General features: G+C 63.4%; 13 protein-coding genes and 2 pseudogenes. 9 read left to right on the top strand and 6 right to left on the bottom strand.

Features of this window, described 5'->3' with window-relative positions:
- Positions 1-1,296: a glycine-betaine demethylase subunit GbcA gene (gene gbcA, locus F474_RS18625; protein ID WP_097087142.1), complete on the bottom strand. Its 1,296-nt coding sequence runs from the start codon at positions 1,294-1,296 to the stop codon at positions 1-3.
- Between the two features lie 303 nt (positions 1,297-1,599).
- Here gbcA and gbcB point away from each other — a divergent pair, with 303 nt between their 5' ends.
- Positions 1,600-2,700 (top strand): glycine-betaine demethylase subunit GbcB, encoded by a 1,101-nt coding sequence (gene gbcB, locus F474_RS18615; protein ID WP_097087145.1) that lies wholly within the window; start codon positions 1,600-1,602, stop codon positions 2,698-2,700.
- Between the two features lie 102 nt (positions 2,701-2,802).
- On the opposite strand, the gene F474_RS23365 is transcribed toward gbcB, so the two are convergent.
- The 4 genes and pseudogenes from F474_RS23365 to F474_RS23350 form a co-directional block, all read right to left on the bottom strand.
- The gene (locus F474_RS23365) at positions 2,803-3,714 is read right to left on the bottom strand and encodes a methyl-accepting chemotaxis protein (protein WP_371916169.1); all 912 of its coding nucleotides are present in this window, start codon (positions 3,712-3,714) and stop codon (positions 2,803-2,805) included.
- 3 nt (positions 3,715-3,717) lie between these two features.
- A pseudogene (locus F474_RS23360) lies at positions 3,718-4,821 on the bottom strand (FIST signal transduction protein); the annotation flags it as partial.
- A gap of 77 nt (positions 4,822-4,898) precedes the next feature.
- Complete coding sequence (locus F474_RS23355) at positions 4,899-5,762, bottom strand: methyl-accepting chemotaxis protein (protein WP_371919433.1); 864 nt, start codon at positions 5,760-5,762, stop codon at positions 4,899-4,901.
- A pseudogene (locus tag F474_RS23350) lies at positions 5,754-6,518 on the bottom strand (MCP four helix bundle domain-containing protein); the annotation flags it as partial. The pseudogene F474_RS23350 and the gene F474_RS23355, both read right to left, overlap by 9 nt.
- Before the next feature lie 315 nt (positions 6,519-6,833).
- Between F474_RS23350 and F474_RS18600 the strand changes: the two are divergent.
- Both F474_RS18600 and F474_RS18595 read left to right on the top strand, forming a co-directional pair.
- The gene (locus F474_RS18600; protein ID WP_097087151.1) at positions 6,834-7,064 is read left to right on the top strand and encodes a hypothetical protein; all 231 of its coding nucleotides are present in this window, start codon (positions 6,834-6,836) and stop codon (positions 7,062-7,064) included.
- Positions 7,061-7,330: a cell division protein ZapA gene (locus F474_RS18595; protein WP_097087156.1), complete on the top strand. Its 270-nt coding sequence runs from the start codon at positions 7,061-7,063 to the stop codon at positions 7,328-7,330. The genes F474_RS18600 and F474_RS18595 overlap by 4 nt, the downstream gene beginning before the upstream one ends.
- An 84-nt stretch (positions 7,331-7,414) precedes the next feature.
- On the opposite strand, the gene F474_RS18590 is transcribed toward F474_RS18595, so the two are convergent.
- On the bottom strand, positions 7,415-8,452 hold the full coding sequence (locus F474_RS18590) for a low specificity L-threonine aldolase (RefSeq protein WP_097087159.1): 1,038 nt from the start codon (positions 8,450-8,452) through the stop codon (positions 7,415-7,417).
- Between the two features lie 383 nt (positions 8,453-8,835).
- Between F474_RS18590 and glyA the strand changes: the two genes are divergently transcribed.
- The 6 genes from glyA (at position 8,836) to purU (ending at position 16,281) form a co-directional block, all read left to right on the top strand.
- Positions 8,836-10,086, top strand: coding sequence for a serine hydroxymethyltransferase (gene glyA / locus F474_RS18585; protein WP_097087162.1), 1,251 nt, complete (start codon positions 8,836-8,838; stop codon positions 10,084-10,086).
- Positions 10,087-10,106: 20 nt separating this feature from the next.
- Positions 10,107-11,357: a sarcosine oxidase subunit beta family protein gene (locus tag F474_RS18580; protein ID WP_097087164.1), complete on the top strand. Its 1,251-nt coding sequence runs from the start codon at positions 10,107-10,109 to the stop codon at positions 11,355-11,357.
- 15 nt (positions 11,358-11,372) lie between these two features.
- Positions 11,373-11,696, top strand: coding sequence for a sarcosine oxidase subunit delta (locus tag F474_RS18575; protein WP_097087166.1), 324 nt, complete (start codon positions 11,373-11,375; stop codon positions 11,694-11,696).
- A 2-nt stretch (positions 11,697-11,698) separates the two neighbouring features.
- Positions 11,699-14,716 carry a sarcosine oxidase subunit alpha gene (locus F474_RS18570; RefSeq protein WP_097087169.1) on the top strand — a complete coding sequence of 1,006 codons (3,018 nt, stop codon included), beginning with the start codon at positions 11,699-11,701 and terminating at the stop codon, positions 14,714-14,716.
- 63 nt (positions 14,717-14,779) lie between these two features.
- On the top strand, positions 14,780-15,412 hold the full coding sequence (locus F474_RS18565) for a sarcosine oxidase subunit gamma (RefSeq protein WP_097087172.1): 633 nt from the start codon (positions 14,780-14,782) through the stop codon (positions 15,410-15,412).
- Between the two features lie 11 nt (positions 15,413-15,423).
- Entirely contained in the window at positions 15,424-16,281 is an 858-nt protein-coding gene (purU, locus tag F474_RS18560) for a formyltetrahydrofolate deformylase (RefSeq protein WP_097087174.1), read from the top strand.
- Positions 16,282-16,294: the final 13 nt, after the last annotated feature.

Below are 16,294 nucleotides of genomic sequence, written 5' to 3'. Positions count from 1 at the left end.
TTACTCGTGAACCTTCACTTCCTTCAGGTAAGGCGCAGGCTCTGCCCCCAGGTTGGCCAGCACGCGCTCGCTGTACCAGTCGATGAAGTTCACCACGCCGAACTCGTAGGTCTTGGAGTACGGCCCTGGCTGGTACGCAGTGGAGTTGATGCCGGTTTGGTTTTCTTCGGCCAGGCGGCGGTCCTGGTCGTTGGTGGCGTCCCAGACCTCGCGCAGGCGGGCGATGTCGTAGTCCTCACCTTCCACGGCGTCCTTGTGCACCAGCCATTTGGTGGTGACCATGGTTTCCTGAGCGCTGATCGGCCATACGGTGAACACGATTACATGGTCACCCATGCAATGGTTCCAGGAATGCGGCAGGTGCAGGATGCGCATCGAGCCCAGGTCCGGGTTCTTGATGCGGCCCATGAGCTTCTTGCAGCCCTGCTTGCCGTCCATTGTCATCGACACCGTGCCCTTGAGCAGCGGCATGCGCACGATCCGGTTGCGCAGGCCGAAGCCGGCATGCAGGTAAGGGATCTTCTCCGCTTCCCAGGCCGCAGCCGATTCAGCCACGTGGTCCTTGAATTCCTGGCTGGCACGTGGGTCGTTGGTGTCGTCCCACTCCAGCAGGGTGTGCAGCAATTCAGGGTGCGAGCCGCTGCAGTGGTAGCACTCGCGGTTGTTCTCCAGCACCAGTTTCCAGTTGGCTTTTTCCATCAAGGTGGTTTGCACCGCCACCTTGGTGTTTTCCATGTCGTAGGGCTCCATGTAGTGAGCCAGGGTGCTGAGGAAGTTGTCGATCGCCGGCGGATTTTCAGCCAGGCAAATGAAGATGTAGCCGCCGGCCACCTTGGTGTGCACAGGCTTGAGGTTGAATTGCGACATGTCGAAATCGGCGCCCATTTCGGTGCCGGCGTACAGCAGGCGGCCGTCGAGCTCGTAGGTCCACTGGTGGTACGGGCACACCAGCTTGGCGACCTTGCCTTTTTCCTTGGTGCACAGGCGCGAACCACGGTGGCGACAGACGTTGTGGAACGCCTGGATACTGCCGTCGGGCTTGCGGATCACCACGATGGGGTTCTTGCCGATTTGCAGGGTGAGGTAGTTACCTTTGGCCGGCACCTCGCAGGTCATGCCTGCGATCAGCCACTCCTTGTGGAAGACCTCCTGCATGTCGATGTCGAACACCCGCTCATCGCAATAGAAAGGCTGCGGCAGTGAGTACGTACGCTCACGGGTTTGCAGCATCTCGGCTGTGGCCTTGCGGGCCGGTTCCAGTGGATCGCCCAGGGTCAGTTTTTGGGTGACGTCCATCGATATTCCTCATGGCCACCCACGGTGGCCGGCGATTGGGTATTAGGGCGCCCTTCGGCGCTTCACGGTAGGCGACGCAAGGCGGATGAAATCAGTGTTTCATTTGCGGTGGAGTGTGCGACTGGCGATAGCCGGAACCTTGCCCAAACGCGACACGGCCAAATCCGTTCCCGACGCGCCAAGGCAGCTCTGGTAGGGCTGGTCGCCATAAGTATGTGAATGTCGCGAATAGAAAAGTCGGCCACAAGGGCCGCTTGCAGAATCGCTGCCATGAAAGGCCGGTAGTCGGCCGTGGAGAGCATCATGTCCAACAACTTCCTGAACCCGGTGACAACCCAGACCTGGGCCAATGGTCGCCACGTGGTTCGCTGTGTGAAAGTCATCCAGGAAACCTGGGACGTTCGCACGTTCTGCTTCATGGCCGACCAGCCGGTGCTGTTCTTCTTCAAGCCCGGCCAGTTCGTGACGTTGGAGCTGGAGATCGACGGCCAGCCGGTGATGCGCTCCTATACCATTTCCAGCGCCCCATCGGTGCCCTACAGCTTCTCCATCACCGTCAAGCGCGTACCCGGCGGCAAGGTATCGAACTGGCTGCACGACAACATGCACGAAGGCTTCGAGCTACCGGTTCACGGCCCGGTGGGCCTGTTCAACGCCATCGACTTCCCTGCGGCGAAAGTGCTCTATCTTTCGGGCGGCGTCGGTATTACCCCGGTCATGTCCATGGCGCGCTGGTTCTACGACACCAACGCCAACGTCGACATGGTGTTCGTGCACAGCGCCCGCTCGCCCAAGGATGTGATCTACCACCGCGAGCTGGAACAGATGGCCTCGCGCATCCCCAACTTCGGCCTTCACGTGATCTGCGAGCGCCATGGTTTGGGTGAGCCCTGGGCGGGCTACCGCGGCTACCTGTCGCGGCACATGCTGGAGCTGATCGCACCAGACTTCCTGGAGCGTGAAGTGTTCTGCTGCGGCCCCACGCCGTACATGACCGCCGTCAAGCGCCTGCTGCAGGATGCCGGCTTCGACATGAGCCGTTATCACGAAGAATCCTTCGGTGCCACGCCGGCCGAAGCCAAGGCCGACGCGGTCGAGCACGCCGAGCAGGCCGCCGACGCGCCAGAAGTGCCCGTCGGCGAACTCAACATGGTCGAATTCACCGATTCGGGCAAAAGCATCCGTGTGGCGCCGGGCGAAACCGTGCACGCGGCTGCCGCGAAACTGGGGCTCTACATTCCCAAGGCCTGCGGCATGGGCATCTGCGGCACCTGCAAGGTGCTCAAGGTCAGTGGCGAGGTCGAGATGGATCACAACGGCGGCATCACCGAGGAAGACGAAGCCGAGGGTTACATCCTGTCGTGCTGCAGCGTGCCGAAGGGGGATGTGCGCGTCGAGTATTGATGCCTGGTCGCCGTCGCCCGGCCAGCCGGCCTCCCAGCAGATGAATCGAGTTGGAACACGATTCGAAGTGGGGAGGGCAGCTTGCCGCGCGCCGCGCGGGGCTCAGCCTTGAGTCAAGCCCTTGAGGGTATCTGCCACCGCTTTGGTCCGCCGCGAAGTTTCCACACTCTGCTCGGTGGACTCCTCCAGCGAAGCCAACATCTGCCCCAGCGCATTCACGTCGCCGGTCTGCTGTTGAATATGGGTTGCCACCTGCTCGATGGCCTGTGACAACTGCGCGACGTCCACGCCAATGTCCGCCGCGTTCTTGTGGGTGATCTGCGCAAGGTTGCGTACCTCATCGGCCACCACGGCGAAACCCCTGCCCATCTCACCTGCGCGAGCCGCTTCGATGGCCGCGTTCAGCGCCAGCAGGTTGGTTTGCCCTGCGATCTGCTGGATAACCTGCACGATGCTCTGGATGCGCAAGCTCGACTGAGACAGCGCATTGGCGCTTTCCACCACGGTTGCCCCCTGGTCGTTCAGGCTGCTGACGGTTTCTTCGGCGCGCCGGCTGATGTCGCTTTGCTGGGCGATGGTGGCGGTCAGAGTGTCCATGCTTTCGTGCAGCGCCTGGGCTTGCTCGCTGAGTTGGGCATCGAGCACTTCGCGCCCAGCCTCGGCTTCCTCAAGAATGTTCCCTAACGCCGCCATACCCTCGAAAACAGGGCGGATGTGGTCGTCCAGCCCGGCATGGTCAATCTCGCTCTGATAATGGCCTTGCTTGAACGCCTCGATCTGGCTCACCACTACCTGGCTGAGCCCGGCAAGCTTCTTGATCTGCCGGTGCAGGAAAAACGCCTTGAACTCCCCATAGTGAGCGGGGAAGCGGTCGACGTAGTCATCGTCGAAACGCGCGCCTTGCGGTACCTGGAAGAAAAATACCGCCGTGAGGGTCTGGTTCAGGTTCAGCCCCAGGATTTCGCCGAAGCTGGAGAAACCGATCACCGGTACGTCACCGAACACGGTGCCCATGCGGTCGAGCTCCTGGGTGTTGTTCAGCCGTCGCAGAATGCAATCGTTGAGCAAGCCGGCCACCGGGCGGCCCGGCTTGTTGCGCAGGAACGCTTCGAAGTCGCGCTGGGTAGTGGCCACCAGCGGCGTGCGTTTGACCAGCACCAGCTCCTCGCCCGGGGCGACGTCGCAGAACAGGTGTACCACTTCATTCGGCACATCGATGCTGGCCACCGAGCGCACGAACAGCTCGCCGCCCACGCGGATGGCGAACGAGTAGTCGGCCAGGCGTTTTTCCAGCTCGGCCGGCTGGCAGCCCAGCGTATCGCTCAGCGCTCGTACCAGCGAGGTGATGCGGCCTTTCTTGTCGATGACCTGGCGCAAGGTGCGGCTTTCAAGGGAGGCGGTGAGCACGCTGAAAGTCGTCGAGGTGGCCTCGAAGTTCTGGCTTTTGAAAACGCTGAACCTTACCCCTGGTGCGCTCTTGAGGAAGGTGATCAGGGCGTGGTTCTCGTAGCGTTTCTTGCCGTCGTGCAGCCAGGTGTGCTGAAAGTCCGATTTGCTCCCGGCCGAGCCGCCGACGAACAGGCAGGGGAAGCGGCCCGATTCGTACAGCGCCTCCATGAAAAACGATTCAGATGCGCTCAGGCCGTCGAACAGGCTGTAGGCCAGGGTGTCACGGGCATCGACGGCCGTCTTGACTTGCAGTTGCCGAAGCGATTGCGCCAGCTTCTGCACGCGCTCGCTCAAGCTCAGGCGGATGTTCCCCTGGCGGATGTCCTCGCAATGCAGCGGTACGCTGACCACTTCGGCACTGGCGATGATCGAGGCATCGAACACCGCCAGTACGATCTGGTCCCAGGCGCCGGCCGCCGGGCAGTACAGGCGATCTTGCCCGGTACACAGCTCCCCGGCACTGCTGCTCAACGCCATCGGGCAGCCGGGGAAGCGCTCGCTGATCTGGCGGGCGATCGCATCGATGTCCAGATGCGGCGAGACGAAACCGGTGATGAAGGTCGGCTGGCAGCGCAGCCGCGCCAGTTGATCGCGCAGGCCGGCCTGGCTGCACTGAACGGTGTGCGCCTGAGCGGCGGCCGGGCCGGGACGCAAGCGTTGGAATAGGGACATGGCAGGGGCTCTGAACGGTCGGTTTTATAACCAACTGTGTCGGCCGCCCGGAAGCGGCCTTGAGCCCCACCCAAGGGTCAGAGGCGGAAGCGCCCGACCATGCTGTTGAGGTCGACCGCGAGCTTCGACAGCTCGGTGCTCGCCGAGCTGGTCTGCTGGGCGCCGGCGGCGCTCTGTACAGAGAGGTCGCGGATGTTCACCAGGTTCTTGTCTACCTCGCGGGCTACCTGCGCCTGCTCTTCGGCGGCGCTGGCGATCACCAGGTTGCGCTCGTTGATCTGTGCCACTGCGCCGTGGATGGTTTCCAGGGCCATGCCGGCGCCGCGGGCGATGTTCAGGGTCGATTCGGCGCGGTCGGTGCTGCTGCGCATCGCGTCCACGGCCTTGTCGGTGCCGCTCTGGATGCTGCCGATCATGCGCTCGATCTCGGCGGTCGATTGCTGTGTGCGGTGCGCCAGCGCCCGCACTTCGTCGGCCACCACCGCAAAGCCACGGCCAGCCTCCCCCGCCCGGGCCGCTTCGATGGCGGCGTTGAGCGCGAGCAGGTTGGTCTGGTCGGCCAGGCCTCGGATCACGTCCAGCACCTGGCCGATGTTGCGCGATTCGTCGGCCAGGTTGCCGACCAGCGCCGAGGTGGCTTGTACATCGCCGCTCATGCGCTCGATGGCGTTGAGGGTTTCGGTGACCAGGTCGCGGCCGTCGCTGGCCGAGGTGGTGGCCTCACGCGAAGCCTCGGAGGTGCTGACGGCGTTGCGAGCCACTTCCTCCACGGCACTGGTCATCTCGTTCACCGCAGTGGCGGCCTGCTCGATCTCGTCGTTCTGTTGGCCAAGGCCGCGGGCGCCTTCTTCGGTCACGCTGTTGAGCTCTTCGGCCGCCGAAGCCAATTGCGTGGCCGAGCCTGCGATGTGCTGAAGGGTATCGCGCAGCCGGCTTTGCATGCCCTGCATGGCAGTGAGCAGGCGCGCAGCTTCGTCCTTGCCGTCCACGTGAATAGCCTGGGTCAGGTCGCCTTGGGCGATCTGTTCGGCCGCATCCACGGCGCGGTTGATCGGCTGAGTGATGCTGCGGGTCAGCAGCCAGGCGAACAACAGGGTCAGGGCGGTAGCCAGCAGCAGCATGGAGATCACCAGCACGAAGGCAGTGTCGTATTGCTCGGCCGCTACGGCATTGGCTTTGCGAGTCTGCTCGGTGTTGATGGAAACAAGCTGGTCGAGCACTTTGTTGACCGCATCGGAATTGCTCAGCAGGTCGCTGTTGAGCATGCTACGCAACTCCTCCAGCTGGCCGGCCGCCGAAAGCTGGCGCATGCGCGCTTCGAGCTGGCCATATTGGCCGAGCAGCGTTTTGTACTGTTCATAAGCCTGTTTTTCTTCGGCGCCGTCGATGAGTTTCTCATAGCGTGCTTGCGCTGCGCGAATTTGCTCATTGCGGGTGTCGAAGGTCTGCAGCGTCTTGTCGAGCACCTCAGGCTCACGGTTGAGGAGCAGGCGGTACGAAAGCACGCGCAAGCGCAAGGTGAGCTGCGTAAATTGGTCGAGGTTGGTGATGCTGGGCAGGCTGTTCTGCTCGATTCTCACGCCCGCAGAGCGGATCTTGGTCATCTGGCTGAGGGCAAAGACGCCCAAAGCGATCATCAGCACGCCGATCACGGCAAAACCCAGCAGCGAGCGCTGGGCAATTGAGAAGTTACGCATGGCCATTGGAGGGGCACCTGGAGATGAAATGGCGCGTCCCTGCCGCCGATTAAAGGAATGCTGCTGTATCGGTCAAGCAGACTTTCGCATTAGGAGAAATTTTGCTTATAAAGGTGCCGTTGGTCCGGCTTCACCTGGCGCGGGGAACATCGCCCCCCAAACACAGTCCATGGCCCACCCAAGGCGGCCTTGCCGGCCAGGGAATTTTCCGACAGTGAAATCATCCGGATGTGTCGGAAGTCGGCTGGCTACGCACAAGGTTTTTGACTATCGTAGCCGCCTTGCTAAATACCTGAAAAATGCCGGGAAATCATTATGTTGGAAGCGTCTCTGAATCATCTGGAAACACTCGTCAATGAATTGCTGCAGCGCAATCAGGCGCTGGAGCAGGCCAACGTTGAGTTGAACGCCCAGCTGGCCCAGGCCCGAGAAGAGAACGACACCCTGCAACTGTCTCTGCTGGAGCAGGAAGAACAACAAGGCGCTACGGCCGCGCGCATACAGGCGCTGATCGAACGGGCTTCACCCGGGGCGGTGACGGCATGACCGACCGATACGAGCGCACTGAGGTCGTTACCATCCTGGATCACGACTACACGCTCAAAGCCCCGCCTGGTGGGGAGCAGACCCTCCTCGAAGCCGCCCAGATGCTGCAGGAAACCCTGGCCTCCACCAAAAGGCAGTTCCCGACCCTGGTCGGGGACCGGCTGCTGGTGCTCACGGCGATGAACCTGTGTTCGCAGCTGATCGAGGCTCGGCAGCAGGTCGACAGCACCGTCGAGAACCTCGAGCGCACGCTGGAGCAGCGCTAGGCTGCGAAGTCGGTGCGCGGTTTTCACTCAGTGGTGAGCGGCTTGCCGCGCGTCGCCCGGCTAGCCGGCCTCACTGAGCGGCGGTCAGCAAGCCATCACCGCCCGAATGTCCGCTGCCAGCTCCCGGACTCTCTGCTCTTCGGTGTCCCACGAGCACATGAAGCGAGCGGCGCCGCCGATGAAGGTGTAGAACCGCCATCCCCGCCCGCGCAGCGCCTCGATGGCGGGCTCCGGCATCTGCAGGAACACGCCATTGGCCTGAACGGGGAACATCAGCTCTACCCCTGGCACATCCGCGATCAGGCCGGCCAGCAACTGCGCGCAGTGGTTGGCGTGGGCCCCATAGCGTAACCAGGCGCCGTTTTCGAGCAAGCCTACCCACGGTGCCGAAAGAAAGCGCATCTTCGAGGCCAGTTGCCCTGCCTGCTTGCAGCGATAGTCGAAGTCTTCAGCCAGCTCATGGTTGAAGAACAGAATGGCCTCACCTACCGCCATGCCGTTCTTGGTACCGCCAAAGCACAGCACGTCTACACCTACCTTCCAGGTCAGCTCTGCCGGGGTGCAGCCGAGCGACGCGCAGGCATTGCTGAAACGCGCCCCGTCCATGTGCAGGTGAAGGCCCAGCTCCCGGCAAGTGGCGCTCAGCCTGGCCAGCTCACCCGGCTGGTAGACAGTCCCCACTTCAGTGGATTGAGTGAGCGTGACCACCCTTGGCTTGGGATAGTGGATGTCCTGGCGTTTGAGCGCGACTTCGCGAATCGCGTCGCTGCTGAGCTTGCCATCCTCGGTTTTCACGGTCAGCAGCTTGGAGCCGTTGGAAAAGAACTCCGGCGCCCCGCATTCGTCGGTTTCGACGTGGGAGCTCTCGGCGCAGATCACGCTGTGATAGCTCTGGCACAAGGCCGCCAGTGCCAGGGAGTTGGCAGCAGTGCCGTTGAAGGCAAAGAACACTTCGCAATCGGTTTCAAAGAGCCGGCGAAAGTGGTCGGCGGCGCAGGCGGTCCATTCGTCGTCGCCGTAGGCGCGCTGGTGGCCCTGGTTGGCGGCCTGCATGGCGGCCCAGGCTTCCGGGCAGATACCGGAATAGTTGTCGCTGGCGAACTGCTGGCTGTTGTTGTTCATCGGCCATTCCCTGTGGTTCGTGTGGCCTGGCCTCGTGAGCCGGGCGAGGGCTTATCCTACCCATCTGCCGCGCGCGCGGCGACTGGCGCCTTGAGAATGTCGCTTTTTGGCGGCTGTGGCGCCATGCCGCACCGGTGCAGGGCAATGGCAAATGGCCGGGCCGTGGCGCCGAGCCACCGGAATAACGGGCTTTCAAGCGCGTTTGCCCCTGCCGCGAGGCGCTGCGAGTACGCCCTTGCGCGGTATGTCGTAAATGCGCCGGTGCGTGGCGCGGGCAGGCATCTGGCAGGGAAGGGGTGGCCCTAACATCGCCGACAAGGGCCCCTGCCGTGCACTGGGCCTTCCCCACAACAGGCCCAGAAGGCGCCGCCAGGAGATCAGCGATGTTCAGCAAGCAAGACACCATCAAGGGCTACGACGACGAACTGCTCAAGGCCATCGATGCCGAAGAACAACGCCAGGAAGACCACATCGAGCTGATCGCCTCGGAGAACTACACCAGCAAGCGCGTGATGGAAGCTCAAGGCACCGGCCTGACCAACAAATACGCCGAAGGCTACCCAGGCAAGCGCTACTACGGCGGCTGTGAGCACGTAGACGTCGTCGAACAACTGGCCATCGATCGCGCCAAGCAGTTGTTCGGTGCCGACTACGCCAACGTTCAGCCGCACTCCGGCTCCTCGGCCAACGCCGCTGTCTACCTTGCCCTGCTGCAAGCGGGCGACACTATCCTGGGCATGAGCCTGGCCCACGGTGGTCACCTGACCCACGGCGCCAAGGTCAGCTCCTCGGGCAAACTCTACAACGCCGTGCAGTACGGCATCGACGACAAGGGCCTGATCGATTACGACGAAGTCGAGCGCCTGGCTGACGAGCACAAGCCCAAGATGATCGTGGCCGGTTTCTCCGCCTATTCCCAAGTGCTGGACTTCGCCCGCTTCCGCGCCATCGCCGACAAGGTCGGTGCGCTGCTGTTCGTCGACATGGCCCACGTTGCCGGCCTGGTTGCCGCTGGCCTGTACCCCAACCCGATCCCGTTCGCCGATGTGGTGACCACCACCACCCACAAGACCCTGCGCGGCCCACGGGGTGGCCTGATCCTGGCCAAGGCCAATGCCGACATCGAGAAAAAACTCAATGCGGCCGTGTTCCCAGGCGCCCAGGGCGGCCCGCTGATGCACGTGATCGCCGGCAAGGCCGTGTGCTTCAAGGAGGCACTGGAGCCTGGCTTCAAAACCTACCAGCAACAGGTGATCGACAACGCCGAAGCCATGGCGGGCGTGTTCATCGAACGTGGCTATGACGTGGTCTCCGGCGGCACCAAGAACCACCTGTTCCTGGTCAGCCTGATCCGCCAGGGCCTGACCGGCAAGGACGCCGACGCCGCCCTGGGCCGCGCGCACATCACCGTGAACAAGAACGCGGTGCCCAACGACCCGCAATCGCCATTCGTGACCTCGGGCCTGCGCATCGGCACCCCGGCCGTCACCAGCCGCGGCTTCAAGGTCGAGCAATGCGTGAAGCTGGCCGGCTGGATCTGCGACATCCTCGACAACCTCGGTGACGCCGATGTGGAAGCTGACGTTGCTCGCAACGTCGCGGCCCTGTGCGCCGAATTCCCGGTTTACCGCTGAGCCTGCTGGAGTAAACGAGCATGCAACGTTATTCAGGCTTCGGCCTCTTCAAGCATTCCCTGAGCCACCACGAGAACTGGCAGCGCATGTGGCGCACGCCGGTGCCCAAGAAGGTCTACGACGTGGTGATCGTCGGCGGTGGCGGCCACGGCCTGGCCACGGCCTACTACCTGGCCAAGGAACACGGCATCACCAACGTGGCAGTGGTCGAGAAAGGCTGGCTGGGCGGCGGCAACACGGCGCGCAACACCACCATCGTGCGTTCCAACTACCTGTGGGATGAGTCGGCCAAGCTGTACGAACACGCCATGAAACTGTGGGAAGGCCTGTCGCAGGACCTGAACTACAACGTGATGTTCTCCCAGCGCGGCGTCTACAACCTGTGCCACACCCTGCAGGATATTCGCGATTCGGAGCGCCGCGTGAGCGCCAACCGCCTCAACGGCGTGGACGGCGAGCTGCTCAACACCGAGCAGGTGGCGGCCGAGATCCCGTACCTGGATTGCTCCAAGAACACCCGCTACCCGATCCTGGGCGCCACTGTACAGCGCCGCGGCGGCGTAGCCCGCCACGATGCAGTGGCCTGGGGCTTCGCACGGGCGGCCGACGCGCTGGGCGTCGACCTGATCCAGGAAACCGAGGTCATTGGTTTCCGCAAGGAAAACAACACCGTGATCGGTGTGGAAACCACCAAAGGCTTCATCGGCGCCAAGCGCGTCGGCGTGGTAACTGCCGGCAACTCCGGGCACATGGCCAAGTTGGCGGGCTTCCGCCTGCCGCTGGAATCCCACCCGCTGCAAGCGCTGGTGTCCGAGCCGATCAAGCCCATCATCGACAGCGTGATCATGTCCAACGCCGTGCACGGCTACATCAGCCAGTCCGACAAGGGCGACCTGGTGATCGGCGCCGGCATCGACGGTTGGGTCGGCTACGGCCAGCGGGGCTCCTACCCGATCATCGAGCACACTATCCAGGCCATCGTCGAGATGTTCCCGGTGCTTTCGCGGGTTCGCATGAACCGCCAGTGGGGCGGCATCGTCGACACCTGCCCAGACGCCTGCCCGATCATCTCCAAGACCCCGGTCAAGAACCTGTTCTTCAACTGCGGCTGGGGCACCGGCGGCTTCAAGGCCACTCCTGGCTCGGGCAACGTGTTTGCCGCAAGCCTGGCCAAAGGCGAGATGCACCCGATCGCCGCACCGTTTTCCATGGACCGTTTCTACAACGGTGCGCTCATCGACGAACACGGCGCCGCCGCCGTCGCCCACTAACAGGAGCAGCCATTCATGTTGCAGATTTTCTGCCCCCATTGCGGCGAGCTGCGGTCCGAGGAAGAGTTTCACGCCTCGGGCCAGGCGCACATCGCCCGGCCGCTGGACCCCAACGCCTGCTCCGACCAGGAGTGGGGCACCTACATGTTCTTCCGCGACAACCCTCGCGGCATTCACCATGAGCTGTGGGATCACGTCGCTGGCTGCCGCCAGTACTTCAACGTCACCCGTGACACCGTGACCTACGAGATTCTGGAAACCTACAAGATCGGCGAGAAACCCCAGGTGACCGCCAAACCGGCTGCAGCCGTGCCTGAATCAGCGGCGCGGGAGGAATAGACATGAGCCAAGTCAATCGCCTGTCCAATGGCGGCCGCATCGACCGCAACAAGAAGCTCTCCTTCAGCTTCAATGGCCAGACCTACACCGGTTACGAGGGCGACACCCTGGCCTCGGCACTGCTGGCCAATGGCGTGGACATCATCGGCCGCAGCTTCAAGTACTCGCGCCCGCGCGGCATCATCGCAGCCGGTGCCGAAGAGCCTAACGCCGTACTGCAGATCGGCTCCACCGAAGCCACCCAGATCCCCAACGTACGGGCCACCCAACAGGCACTGTATTCGGGCCTGGTGGCCAACAGCACCAACGGCTGGCCGAACGTCAACACCGACATGATGGGCATCCTGGGCAAGGTGGGCGGCAAGATGATGCCCCCTGGCTTCTACTACAAGACCTTCATGTACCCCAAATCCTTCTGGATGACGTACGAGAAGTACATCCGCAAGGCCGCGGGCCTTGGCCGTTCGCCGACCGAGAACGACCCGGACACCTACGACTACATGAACCAGCACTGCGACGTGCTGGTGGTCGGCTCGGGCCCCGCTGGCCTTGCTGCCGCCCTGGCTGCTGCACGCAGCGGTGCGCGCGTGATCCTGGCCGACGAGCAGGAAGAGTTCGGCGGCAGCCTGCTCGACACCCGTGAAACCCTCGACGGCAAGCCTGCCAGCGAATGGGTCGCCAGCGTGATCGGCGAACTGGCCACACTGCCGAACGTGACCCTGCTGCCACGCTCTACGGTGAACGGCTATCACGACCACAACTTCCTGACCATCCACCAGCGCCTGACCGACCACCTCGGCGACCGTGCCCCGATGGGCCAGGTGCGCCAGCGCGTGCACCGGGTTCGGGCCAAGCGTGTGGTGCTGGCCACCGGTGCTCACGAGCGCCCGCTGGTGTACGGCAACAACGATGTGCCGGGCAACATGCTCGCCGGCGCTGTGTCGGTGTATGTACGTCGTTACGGCGTGGCGCCGGGCAAGAAACTGGTGCTCTCGACCAATAACGACCACGCCTATCGCGTAGTGCTCGACTGGGTCGACGCCGGCCTGCAGGTCGTTGCCGTGGCCGATGCCCGCAGCAACCCGCGCGGTGCGCTGGTCGAGGAAGCTCGTGCCCGTGGCGTGCGTATCCTCACCGGCTGCGCTGTCATCGAAGCCCGCGGCACCAAGCGTGTGAGCGGTGCCCGGGTGGCCACCATCGACGCCAAGGCCATGAAGGTCACCAGCAACGGTGAATGGCTCGACTGCGACCTGATCGCCAGCTCCGGGGGCTACAGCCCGGTGGTCCACTTGGCTTCGCACTTGGGCGGCCGCCCGGCCTGGCGTGAAGACATTCTTGGCTTCGTACCCACCGAAGCACCGCAGAAGCGCGTGTGCGTCGGCGGTATCAACGGTGTCTACCCGCTGGGTGATGCCCTGGCCGACGGTTTCGAGGGGGGCGCTCGCGCCGCCGCCGAGGCCGGTTTCAAGATCGTCGAAGGCACGCTGCCCAAGGTGCTCTCCAAGCCTGAAGAGCCAACCCTGGCGCTGTTCCAGGTGCCGCACGACAAGGGCACTGCACGTGCGCCCAAGCAGTTCGTCGACCAGCAGAACGACGTGACCGCTGCGGCCATCGAGCTGGCCACCCGCGAAGGCTTCGAATCGGTCGAGCACGTCAAGCGCTACACCGCGCTGGGCTTCGGTACCGACCAGGGCAAGCTGAGCAACATCAATGGCCTGGCCATCGCTGCCCGCAGCCGCGGCATCTCGATCGTCGAGATGGGTACCACGATGTTCCGCCCCAACTACACACCGGTCACCTTCGGTGCTGTGGCAGGCCGCCACTGCGGCCATATCTTCGAGCCGGTTCGCTTCACTGCGCTGCATGCCTGGCATGTGCGCAATGGCGCCGAATTCGAAGACGTCGGCCAGTGGAAGCGCCCTTGGTACTTCCCCAAGCGCGGTGAAGACCTGCATGCCGCCGTGGCGCGCGAGTGCAAGGCGGTGCGCGACAGCGTCGGCCTGCTCGATGCCTCGACGCTGGGCAAGATCGACATCCAGGGCCCGGACGCGCGCGAGTTTCTCAACCGCGTGTACACCAACGCCTGGACCAAGCTGGACGTGGGCAAGGCCCGTTATGGCCTGATGTGCAAGGAAGACGGCATGGTCTTCGACGACGGCGTGACCGCCTGCCTTGCCGACAACCACTTCCTGATGACCACCACCACCGGCGGCGCTGCGCGCGTGCTGCAATGGCTGGAGATCTACCACCAGACCGAATGGCCTGAGCTGAAAGTGTGGTTCACCTCGGTGACCGACCACTGGGCCACCCTGACCCTGTCGGGCCCCAACAGCCGCAAACTGCTGGCCGAAGTGACCGACATCGACCTGGACAAGGACGCCTTCCCGTTCATGACCTGGAAGGAAGGCAAGGTAGCCGGCGTGCCGGCCCGTGTGTTCCGGATCTCGTTCACCGGTGAGCTTTCTTACGAAGTGAACATCCAGGCCGACTACGCCATGGGCGTGTTGGAGAAAATCGCCGAGGCGGGCAAGAAGTACAACCTGACCCCATACGGCACCGAAACCATGCACGTGCTGCGGGCTGAGAAGGGCTTCATCATCGTCGGCCAGGACACCGATGGCTCGGTGACCCCGGATGACCTGAACATGGGCTGGTGTGTCGGGCGCAACAAGCCGTTCTCCTGGATCGGCTGGCGTGGCATGAACCGCGAAGACTGCGTGCGCGAAAACCGCAAGCAGCTGGTAGGCCTCAGGCCTGTAGACCCGAACAAAGTGCTGCCCGAAGGCGCGCAACTGGTGTTCGATACCAAGCAGTCCATCCCGATGGACATGGTCGGCCACGTGACTTCCAGCTACATGAGCGCGACCTTGGGCCGGTCCTTTGCCCTGGCGGTGGTCAAAGGTGGGCTCAAGCGCATGGGTGAGCGGGTGTGGGCACCGATGGCCGACGGTAGCGCCATCGAGGCGGAGATCTGCTCGTCGGTGTTCGTCGACCCGAAAAACGAACGGCAGAACGTATAAGCCCCGGCACCCCGGCCGGCCGTGGCGGGCCGGGGTGTTCCACGATTTGTGAAGGTGTCGAAGATGAGCACAGCCAATGTTTACCAGCAGCGCCCGGGCGATGACGTGAAGGTCGAGTCCCCGCTGCACCATGCCGACCTGCCCAGCCTGGTCGGCAAAGGCCGCAAGAACGCAGGCGTGACCCTGCGCCACAAACAACTGCTTGGCCACCTCACCCTGCGCGGCGATGGCCATGACTCGGCCTTCGCCGAGGGCGTGCACAAGGCCTTGGGCCTGGAGCTGCCCGGTGCGCTGGCGGTGGTGGCCAACGAGCGGCTTTCGCTGCAATGGATGGGCCCGGACGAGTGGTTGCTGATCTGCCCCCGTGGCGAGGAGCTGGCCCTGGAGCAAGCTCTGCGCGACGCCCTGGCCGGCCAGCACATCCAGGTGGTCAACGTCAGTGGCGGGCAGAGCCTGTTGGAGCTGACCGGGCCGAACGTGGTGGACGTGCTGAAGAAGTCCACCAGCTATGACGTGCACCCGAGCAACTTCCCGGTGGGCAAAGGCGTGGGTACGGTGTTCGCCAAATCCCAACTGGTGATCCGCCGCATGGGCGAAGACACCTGGGAGCTGGTGATCCGCCGCAGCTTCGCCGATTACTGGTGGCTGTGGCTGCAGGATGCTTCTGCTGAGTACGGCCTGGCCATCGTCGAATAAGGAGCCAGCCCATGAGCCGCGCCCCCGATACCTGGATTCTCACAGCCGACTGCCCCAGCCGGCTAGGAACGGTGGACGCGGTGACGCGGTTCCTGTTCGAGCAAGGCTGTTACGTCACTGAGCACCACTCCTTCGACGACCGCCTGAGCGGGCGCTTCTTCATTCGTGTGGAGTTTCGCCAGCCTTCCGGCTTCGACGAACAGGTGTTCCGCCAGAGCCTGGCCGAGCGTGGCCAGGCCTTCGGCATGATTTTCGAGCTGGTGCCGCCCCAGTACCGGCCCAAGGTGGTGATCATGGTCTCCAAGGCCGACCACTGCCTGAACGACTTGCTCTACCGCCAGCGCATCGGCCAACTGGCCATGGATGTGGTCGCCGTGGTGTCCAACCATCCCGACCTCGAGCCGCTCGCGCGCTGGCACTCGATTCCCTATTACCACTTCCCTCTCGACCCCAACGACAAGCCGGCGCAGGAGCGCCAGGTGGTCGAGGTGATCGAGCGTACCGGTGCGGAGCTTGTGATCCTCGCCCGTTACATGCAGGTGCTCTCGCCTGAACTGTGCAAACGCCTGGACGGCTGGGCCATCAACATTCATCACTCGTTGCTGCCGGGCTTCAAGGGCGCCAAGCCCTATCACCAGGCCTACAACAAGGGTGTGAAGATGGTTGGGGCCACTGCGCACTACATCAACAACGACCTGGACGAAGGCCCGATCATCGCCCAGGGCGTGGAGGTGGTGGACCACAGCCATTACCCCGAAGACCTCATTGCCAAGGGGCGCGACATCGAATGCCTGACCCTGGCCCGTGCGATCGGTTATCACATTGAGCGCCGGGTGTTCCTCAACGCCAACCGTACCGTGGTGCTTTGATCGCACAAGTGGT

Source organism: Pseudomonas sp. URIL14HWK12:I12 (genome assembly GCF_003097135.1).
Taxonomy (GTDB): Bacteria; Pseudomonadota; Gammaproteobacteria; order Pseudomonadales; family Pseudomonadaceae; genus Aquipseudomonas.
Note: the sequence above shows the minus strand (reverse complement) of the source record. Positions and strands in the feature narration are given on the sequence as shown.